Annotated in this window: 6 protein-coding genes; 3 read left to right on the forward strand and 3 right to left on the reverse strand. The window is 45.0% G+C overall.

Annotated features, from left to right (window positions below; all coding sequences use genetic code 11):
- The first annotated feature begins 5 nt into the window (after positions 1–5).
- From AC4MRV_RS14390 to AC4MRV_RS14400, 3 genes are all read left to right on the forward strand, one after another.
- Entirely contained in the window at positions 6–1,916 is a 1,911-nt protein-coding gene (locus tag AC4MRV_RS14390) for a beta-N-acetylhexosaminidase (protein WP_491188023.1), read from the forward strand.
- 89 nt (positions 1,917–2,005) lie between these two features.
- Positions 2,006–4,414 (forward strand): glycoside hydrolase family 94 protein, encoded by a 2,409-nt coding sequence (locus AC4MRV_RS14395; protein ID WP_491188024.1) that lies wholly within the window; start codon positions 2,006–2,008, stop codon positions 4,412–4,414.
- Positions 4,415–4,469: 55 nt separating this feature from the next.
- Positions 4,470–5,882, forward strand: a complete 1,413-nt coding sequence (locus AC4MRV_RS14400; protein ID WP_491188025.1) for a phosphoglucomutase/phosphomannomutase family protein — start codon at positions 4,470–4,472, stop codon at positions 5,880–5,882.
- A gap of 75 nt (positions 5,883–5,957) precedes the next feature.
- Here AC4MRV_RS14400 and AC4MRV_RS14405 read toward each other — a convergent pair whose 3' ends face one another.
- The 3 genes from AC4MRV_RS14405 to AC4MRV_RS14415 form a co-directional block, all read right to left on the reverse strand.
- Positions 5,958–6,989: an ABC transporter ATP-binding protein gene (locus AC4MRV_RS14405; RefSeq protein WP_491188026.1), complete on the reverse strand. Its 1,032-nt coding sequence runs from the start codon at positions 6,987–6,989 to the stop codon at positions 5,958–5,960.
- Entirely contained in the window at positions 6,989–8,614 is a 1,626-nt protein-coding gene (locus AC4MRV_RS14410) for an ABC transporter permease (RefSeq protein ID WP_491188027.1), read from the reverse strand. The genes AC4MRV_RS14405 and AC4MRV_RS14410 overlap by 1 nt, the downstream gene beginning before the upstream one ends.
- A 175-nt stretch (positions 8,615–8,789) precedes the next feature.
- Positions 8,790–9,806: a Fe(3+) ABC transporter substrate-binding protein gene (locus AC4MRV_RS14415; protein ID WP_491188028.1), complete on the reverse strand. Its 1,017-nt coding sequence runs from the start codon at positions 9,804–9,806 to the stop codon at positions 8,790–8,792.
- Between the last annotated feature and the right edge of the window lie 73 nt (positions 9,807–9,879).

The following is a 9,879-nucleotide window of genomic DNA, read 5'->3' on the forward strand; positions in this document are numbered from 1 at the left end:
CGACTATGAGCTTTCGTGTCGAATTAGCCGTTTTATCTGAGCAAAAGCAGTTCTGTCGCTTTGGCTTAACGGTGCATAATCTAACGGATCAAGATCTGAAAAACTGGCAGCTTCAGTTTATCATCGACCGCTACATTCAACCCGACAGTTTTACTCACGGTACCATTAAGCAAATTGGCAGCTTCTGCACGATCACTCCCGAAAGCCATGTTCTCGAAGCCAATGAGCACTTCTACTGTGAGTTCAGCATAGGTACTGCTCCGCTACGTTTTTATACTGATGGCCTTAAAGATGCCCTCATTATTACTGATGACGGAGCGACAACGTACCCAGCGACTCTAACGCCCATCGTACTCGCCTCTCCATATAGGGAGCGTAGCGAGCTACCTCAAACAGACGCCAGTCAGCTCGCACTTATACCTAAACCTAATCACCTAGAACACTATGAGGGCCAGTTTAAGTTATCTGCTTCAAGCCAAATAACATTACAGGCAGCTTTAGCAGAAAAGGCAGCAACTTGGTTGCAACAAGAGTTAGGCCAGCTGTTCGGTTTTCAGGCTCAAACTATTGGCCAAAGTGATATTTTATATCGTAATAACCCAACACTAGATGAAGGCGAATACCACCTTAACATTTCGGGTTCGGGAGTGCGTTTAGAAGCGGGATCCAGTGTTGGCTTTGTCCATGCGAGCGCAACATTACTTCAACTCATCCAAGTCAACAACGATCATTCGCTTTCAGTACCTTACGTCAGAATTGCTGATACACCGCGCTTTAAATATCGAGGTATGATGCTGGACTGCGCTCGCCATTACCATCCAATCGAACGTGTTAAACGACTGATTAATCACCTAGCCCACTACAAGTTCAATACTTTTCATTGGCACCTAACCGATGATGAGGGCTGGCGCCTTGAAATTAAAGCTTTTCCGCAACTAACTCAAGTTGGTGCTTATAGAGGTACTGGTACACCTATCGAACCACAGTACAGTAATTTAAGTAGCGTCTATGGTGGGTATTATTCCCAAGACCAAGTACGAGAAGTAATTGCTTACGCGAGTGAACGAGGCATTACGGTTATCCCTGAAATTGATATACCAGGCCACTGCCGAGCTGCCATCAAATCACTACCTCATTTACTGCAAGACCATGAAGATCAATCGCAGTTCCGTAGTATCCAACATTACACCGACAACGTACTCAATCCAGCACTGCCTGGTACCTACCAGTTCTTGGACAAAGTTCTTGAAGAAGTGTCTGAACTATTCCCATCGCCATGGATTCACATTGGGGCAGATGAAGTCCCAGATGGAGTTTGGCTTGAAAGCCCTGCATGCCAAAAGCTCATGGCTGACAACGAGTACCAAAGTGCGAAAGAGTTGCAAGGCCATTTACTCCGCTATGCAGAGAAAAAACTGCGCACTTTAGGTAAGCGCATGGTGGGTTGGGAAGAAGCTCAACACGGCAATAAAGTCAGCAAAGACACCGTGATTTACTCATGGCTGAGCGAAGAAGCGGCACTTAACTGCGCAAAACAAGGCTTCGATGTCATTTTGCAACCAGGTCAATCAACCTATCTAGATATGACCCAAGATTACGCACCAGAAGAGCCAGGCGTTGATTGGGCTGCAGTCATTCCACTAGAAAATGCTTACCGCTATGAACCTCTTGCAGAAATACCTGAGAGTGACCCGGTTCGAAAACGCATTCTTGGCATTCAGTGTGCCCTTTGGTGTGAAATTATAAACACACAAGAACGTATGGATTACATGGTTTTCCCACGCTTAACTGCGATGGCGGAAGCCTGTTGGACAGATAAGCCTCAGCGAGACTGGGACGACTATCTGTCGCGGTTGAAAGGACATTTATCACTGCTAGACAGACAAAATGTTCTCTATCGACAACCTTGGAAATAACAACTGAGCTAATGAGCCATCATTAGCAGTTTTCACTAGCTTTAAAGTTTTGGCTGCCAAAGTGGTAGCTTGGTAAAAAGGAAATTAACATGAAATACGGCTATTTCGATAACGACAATCGTGAATACGTCATTACAAGACCAGACGTACCTGCGCCATGGACAAACTATTTAGGCACAGAGAAGTTCTGTACTGTTATCTCTCATAACGCAGGGGGATATTCTTTCTACAATTCACCTGAATATAACCGTGTTACTAAATTCCGTCCTAATGCGACATTTGATCGTCCAGGACACTACGTGTACTTACGTGACGATGAAACCGGTGACTACTGGTCAATTTCATGGCAACCAGTAGCAAAAAGTCTTGATGAGGCTAACTATGAAGTTCGTCACGGTCTGTCTTACTCAAAATTCAAATGTGAATACAGCGGTATTACAGCAACCAAAACACTATTTGTACCAAAAGGTGAAGATGCAGAAGTATGGGATGTAGTTATCAAGAATACATCTGACAAACCTCGTACGATCAGCGCATTCTCTTTTGTAGAGTTCTCTTTCAGCCATATTCAATCAGATAATCAAAACCACCAGATGTCTCTGTACTCTGCAGGTACTGAGTATCGTGAAGGCGTGATCGAATACGATCTTTACTACAACACCAACGATTTCGAAGGTTTCTACTACCTAGCATCGACGTTTGACCCAGATTCATACGATGGCCAGCGCGATAGCTTCCTAGGTCTATACCGTGACGAAGCAAACCCAATTGCAGTAGAGCAAGGTAAGTGTTCAAACACAGCGCAAACTTGTTACAACCACTGTGGTTCTCTACACAAGCAATTTACTATCCAGCCGGGTGAAGAAGTACGTTTTGCTTACATTCTAGGTATCGGTAAAGGCAATGGTGAGCGTCTACGCGAGAAGTACCAAGATCTTGCTAATGTTGATGCTGCATTTGCTGGTATTAAGCAGCACTGGAACGAACGTTGTGACAAATTCCAAGTAAAATCTCCAAACGAAGGTCTAGACACAATGATCAACGCTTGGACTCTCTACCAAGCAGAAACCTGTGTGGTATGGTCTCGTTTCGCTTCATTTATTGAAGTAGGTGGACGTACCGGTCTTGGCTACCGCGATACTGCTCAAGATGCGATTTCGGTTCCACATGCCAACCCGGCAATGACGCGTAAGCGTATCGTTGACCTACTACGCGGTCAGGTGAAAGCGGGTTACGGTCTTCACCTATTTGATCCAGACTGGTTCGATCCAGAGAAGGCCGATGTTGCTCCTTCAAAATCTCCAACCGTTGTTCCTACACCATCGGATGACGATAAAATCCATGGCATTGAAGACACATGTTCTGACGACCACCTATGGCTAGTACCAACTATCTGTAAGTACGTTATGGAAACAGGTGAGCACAGCTTCTTTGATGAAGTGATTCCATACGCAGACGGCGGCGATGCGTCTGTCTATGAACATATGAAAGCAGCTCTAGATTTCTCTGCTGAGTACGTAGGCCAAACAGGTATCTGTAAAGGTCTTCGCGCAGACTGGAATGACTGTCTAAACCTAGGTGGTGGTGAATCATCAATGGTTTCGTTCCTGCATTTCTGGGCTCTACAAGAGTTTATCGACCTCGCTAAGTTCCTTGGTAAAGAGGAAGATGTAGAGAAATATACTGAAATGGCGGCGAACGTACGCGAAGCGTGTGAAACTCACCTTTGGGACGATGAAGGCGGCTGGTACATCCGTGGCCTAACTAAAGATGGTGACAAGATCGGTACAGCGCAACAAGCAGAAGGCCGTGTACACCTAGAGTCAAACACTCTAGCAGTACTGTCTGGTGCGGTTTCTCAAGAGCGTGGCGAGAAAGCGATGGACGCTGTAGACGAGAATCTATTCTCGGAATACGGTCTACACCTAAACTCACCTTCATTCGCAACACCAAACGATGACATTGGTTTCGTGACTCGCGTATACCAAGGTGTAAAAGAGAACGGCGCTATCTTCTCTCACCCTAACCCATGGGCATGGGTTGCTGAGGCAAAATTGGGGCGTGGTGACCGTGCGATGAAGTTCTACGACGCACTAAACCCATACAACCAAAACGACATCATCGAAAAACGTATTGCAGAACCTTACTCATACGTTCAGTTCATCATGGGTCGTGATCACCAAGATCACGGTCGTGCAAACCACCCTTGGTTAACGGGTACATCTGGTTGGGCATACTTTGCCGTAACCAACTTTATTCTAGGTGTACGCACTGGCTTCGATGGTCTAACGATTGATCCATGTATCCCAACAAACTGGCCTGGTTTTGAAGTAACTCGCCAGTGGTTGGGCGCGACATACAACATCAAAGTTGAAAACCCTAGCTCAGTAAGCAAAGGCATTAAATCAATCACAGTAAATGGTGAAGCTGTACAAGGTACTGCGGTTCCAGTTCAAGCTGAAGGCAGTGTAAACGACGTAGTCGTGGTACTAGGTTAGACGCTAGCAAGAGCCTCTACATAGAGGCTCTTTACTTAATTAAAGGATTATCCATATGATCAAATTTGGTACTGGTGGCTGGCGTGCCTTTATCGGTGAGGAATTCACCAAAGATAATGTTCGTTTGGTTGCTCAAGCGTTAGCAAACATCATCAACCATGAAGATGTTGCTGAGCGTGGCTTCGTGGTTGGTTACGACCGTCGATTCCTATCAGATAAAGCCGGACGTTGGTTTGCTGAAGTTCTTGCTGCAAACGGCGTCGTTGTTAGCTTTATTGATAAGTTCGTCCCAACACCGATTGTGATGTTCAAAGCTAAAGAGATGGACTGTGCTTATTCAGCATGTATCACTGCGTCACACAACCCAGCCGATTACAACGGCATCAAGGTGTTTATTGAAGGTGGACGCGACGCGGATGAGATCATCACTGAAAAGATCGAATCACAGATCGCAAACCTAAGCTTAGACCAGGTGAAATCCGTTGAGTTTGAGCAAGCCGTCGAAGATAAGTTGATTCAAGTGATCAACCCAATGAACGAGTTTGTCGATTCGATCATCGACTTTATCGACATTGAAGCGATCAAAAAAGCCAACTTGCGCGTGTTGATCGACCCTATGTTTGGTGTTGCCAAGAACGCACTGCAAACGGTATTGATCAATGGTCGCTGTGACGTAGATGTCATTAACGATGGTAAAAACCCTGACTTTGGTGGCCTGATGCCATCACCAAGTGCTGCTACTCTATACCGTCTAAAGCACCTTGTGGCGGCAGAAGGTTACGACATTGGTATCGGTACTGATGGCGATGCAGACCGTTTGGGGATCATCGACGAAAAAGGTGACTTCATTCACCCGAACGAAGTGCTTATTCTGCTTTACTATTACCTACTTGAATACAAAGGTTGGAAAGGCTCCGTCGTTCGAAATATCGCTACGACGCACATTCTAGACAAGATTGCAGCTGACCACGGAGAGAAATCATTCGAAGTTCCTGTCGGCTTTAAGCACATCAGCTCACAAATGGAAGCAGATGACTCACTGATTGGTGGTGAAAGCTCTGGCGGCTTGACCATTCGCGGCCACATTAAAGGCAAAGATGGCGTATTCGCCTCTAGTCTATTGGTCGAAATGATTTCAGTAACCGGTAAAAAGCTCTCTGAGTTGTTGGACGAAATCTACGGTAAGTATGGTTACGCCTACACAGCTGAGGGCGACTGTACTTTCAAACCAGCGCAGAAAGAAGCTTTGTACAACAAAATCTACGTTGAAAAGCAACTGCCTGATTTTGAATTTGAAATCGAAAAAGTTAGCTATGAAGATGGCGCTAAAGTCTACTTCAAAAATGGTGGTTGGGTTATCGCTCGCTTCTCAGGTACCGAGCCTCTACTTCGTATCTTCGCAGAAATGGAAGATAAAGAGACCGCAGAACGTGTTCTTCAGCAAGTGAAAGCCTTCTTGCAACTCTAAGGGAGCCAATCCCTTAACCCTATAGGTGAAGAACACTTGCCCAGCTTTACAGCTGGGCTTTTTTATCTCAGATATCTAAAATGCAAGCACACCTTGTGTTTCAACTTTTACTGACACCTGCTGGCCGATCGTGAGTGGCTCTGCCGAGCTTGCTAAAAGCTTGTGGCCACTTGCGTCAATGACATAACGGCAGTGATCACCCATAAATTGCTGCTCTAGAACAGTCACACTACTTTCTTCCGCCGCACTTATTTGTACGTGCTGAGGACGCAGTAATAATTCACAACTTTGACCTATTTGTATCTGCTGCTGTGCAATTGCTTCAACCAAACCAAGCTGCGTTTCGTACTCAGACTCTGATGCTCGAGTCGCAGATAGATAGCTTCCCCCACCCAAGAAATCAGCGACGAATTTGCTAGATGGTTGATAATAAAGCTCACTCGCAGTGCCATATTGCTCTATCACACCATGATTCATCACCGCCATCTTATCAGCAAAGGCAAAAGCTTCTTCACGGCTATGGGTCACAAAGATAGCTGTGACACCCTGCTTTTTAAAAATCTTACGAATTTCACCAATCAGCTCATGACGAACTTGGGTATCTATGTTTGAAAACGGTTCATCAAGTAATAGTAAATCTGGCTTATAGGCTAGCGAGCGAGCTATCGCCACTCTCTGCTGCTGACCACCAGAAAGCTGATGAGGATAACGTTCAGCATAACCATCAAGATGCACCAGCTCTAACATTTCGTTCACTTTTGACTGTTGCTCATCATGCGGTAAATCTCGCAGGCCGAAAGCAACGTTTTGCGATACCGTTAAATGAGGGAACAAAGCGTAATCTTGAAAGATCATCCCGATATTGCGCTGCTCGGGCGGAAGCCAGTTTTTACCATCATCAATCAGCATGCAATTTAAGCTCATGGTTCCAGAACTTAATGGCAACAAACCCGCTATCGCTTTTAATAGCGTTGTTTTTCCACAACCGCTAGCACCAAGCAAACAGACAATCTCTCCTTGCTCTACCTCTAAGGACAGCGATTCTAGTACTGTCGTTTGCTCATCATATTTGCAAGTGAGGTTTCGAATCGATAATGCACAGCTCATCAGTGTGAATGCTCCAGTGAACGGTTAACAATAACTAATGGGACTAAACCCACCAATACGAGCAGCACAGCTGGCAATGCAGCCAGCTCCAAATGCTCATCAGAGGCAAAGTTATATACATAAGTGGCGAGTGTTTCAAAGTTAAACGGGCGCAACAACAATGCCGCATTTAGTTCTTTCATAGACTCAATAAACACCAATAAACCTGCAATCAATGCCCCACGACGAACAAGTGGAAAGTGAACACGCCACAACATGGTATTAGAATTACACCCCATGGTTCTAGACGCCATATCGAGCGAAGGTGACACCTTGCTTAGGCTACTTTCAATACTGCCTATTGCCACAGCTGAGAAACGAACCACCATCGCGAAGATAATCGCAAACATTGAACCTGAGAATATAAGCCCAGGACGCCCCCAATCCATTATCTTGGCAACATCATTGACTAGGTGATCCATGAAGAGTACTGGCACCATCACGCCAATAGCTAAAACAGTCCCAGGTACAGCGTAGCCCATTGAAGACAAGCGCATGAAAGCCAAGCTTTTTCTTCCTGGGCTAACACGCTGACAGAAATTCACAATCAACGCGACGAGTACACCAAAGAAAGCCGCAGTCAAAGATACATATAAACTGTTTAGCGCATACTCACGAAACTCTGCTGTCCAACTTTGGGCAAAGTACTTATAGGCATAGATAATTAACTGACCGAGCGGGAAAATAAATGCGATGGACACCAAGCCCCAACACCACATCAATGCGAACCACTTTTTCCAACCGGTAAGCTGGTAACGGAAGTCCTCTCGACTACTAAATTGATTTTGAAATAGCTTTTGCTTACGGCGGCTGTAGCGCTCCGCACTAAGAAGTAAGATCACAACCACCAGCATAATGGCAGAAATTTTCGCTGCAGCCGTCAAACTAGAATAGCCAAGCCAAGTGTCATAGACCGCCGTCGTCAGAGTGTTTACAGCAAAGTAGCTTACAGTACCAAAGTCACCAATCGTTTCCATAGCGACCAAAGAAAGACCAACCGCAACTGATGGTCTAACGAGTGGGAGGGATATACGACGAAAACTCTCCCAAGGAGAACACTTCAAGAGTCGTGCAGATTGGAGTAATGAAACGTTTTGTTCCATAAACGCGGCTCGGCACAACAAATAAACGTAGGGGTAAAGAACTAACGATAGGACGATTATTGCGCCAGTAAGGGTCCGAATATCAGGAAACCAGTATTCCCCGGGGCCCCACCCTGTTAAGTCACGCAGTAGGATTTGGACTGGGCCAGCAAAATCAAACCAATCGGTAAAAATGTAACCAACGATATAGCCAGGCATCGCCAGTGGCAGTACCAATGCCCATTGGAGAACTCGTTCGCTCGGTAGGCGGCACATTGCCATAAACCAAGCTGAAGGAATGCCTAGTAATAAAGACAATGTCATCGTCCCTAACACTAATACAATCGTGTTAAAGGCATAAGTGGGCATAACCGTCGACATCAAGTGAGAAAACAGTTCGTTTGTCTCACCGACCGCGGTTGTGAATATTGCCAAGATCGGTAAAACCAGTAGCAAAGCAAGCACTCCACTACTGGTTTTCCATACGTAATTTTTTTCTTTCATCGCCTAATTACAACGAGGCCGTATGAAACATAAATGCAGTTGCAAATACATCTCATATCCCTTTAATAGTTTAGGGGTAGTTATACCCATAAAAACAAACAACCTCAAGTTACCCTGATAAAAGAGCGACTTGAGGCTGTATTCTAGCTAGGTTTATTAACCTGCTAAATGACTATTAAAGGTCGAATTTAACTTCGTCTAGCAGTTTGATTGCTGCTTCGTGATGATCAGCGATCTCGTCTAGAGAAATTGTATCCGCTTTGAAGTCACCCCAAGATGCTACTAGCTCAGAGCGCTTAACACCTTCTTTAACTGGGTACTCGTAGTTTACTTCTGCGTACATGCTTTGCGCTTTGTCGCCAGATAGGAATTCCATCAGCTTAACTGCATTCTCTTTATTTGGAGAGTACTTAGCCATTGCCATGCCAGAGATGTTTACGTGAGTACCTGTCGTCTTCTGGTTAGGGAAGTTGATGTAAACTGCATCTGCCCAAGCTTTTTGCTCAGCGTCGTTAACCATCTTACCTAGGTAGTAGCTGTTACCAAGAGAAACGTCACATAGACCTTCTTTGATAGCTTTAACTTGTGCACGGTCGTTACCTTGAGGCTTACGAGCTAGGTTAGCTTTAACGCCTTCTAGCCACTCTTTAGTTTCTGCTTCACCTTTATGAGCAATCATAGAAGATACTAGAGAAACGTTGTATGGGTGCTTACCGCTACGAGTACAGATTTTGCCTTTGAATTCAGGCTTAGCAAGGTCTGCGTAAGTGAAGTCTTCACCTAGACGACCAACACGGTCACGTGAAGAGTACACGCTACGAGTACGAGTTGTTAGAGCAAACCACTCGTTATCAGTGTCTTGGTATTGAGCTGGAATGTTTTTCTCTAGAACGTCGCTTTCTACCGCTTGAACTAGGTCTTTCTTAGTTAGCTCAGATAGACGGCTGATGTCTACAGTAAGAATAACGTCAGCTGGGCTGTACTCACCCTCTTGAGCCAATTTCTCTGCTAGACCTTTCTTAGCAAACTTAACGTTTACTTTAATACCAGTCTCTTTAGTAAACTCGTTGAACATTGGCTCAACTAGGAAAGGCTGGCGGTAAGAGTATACGTTTACTTCTTCTGCTGCCATTGCCGCTGAAGGAGCAATTGTTGCACATGCTAAGGCTGAAAGAGTTAGCAGTTTTTTCATTGGTTCAATCCTTTAGTATTCGTAATGATAACGTTTATCAGTTGCGTTATTATATTCATCATAGTTTAGAAAA

It is taken from the genome of Vibrio sp. (assembly GCF_984391705.1).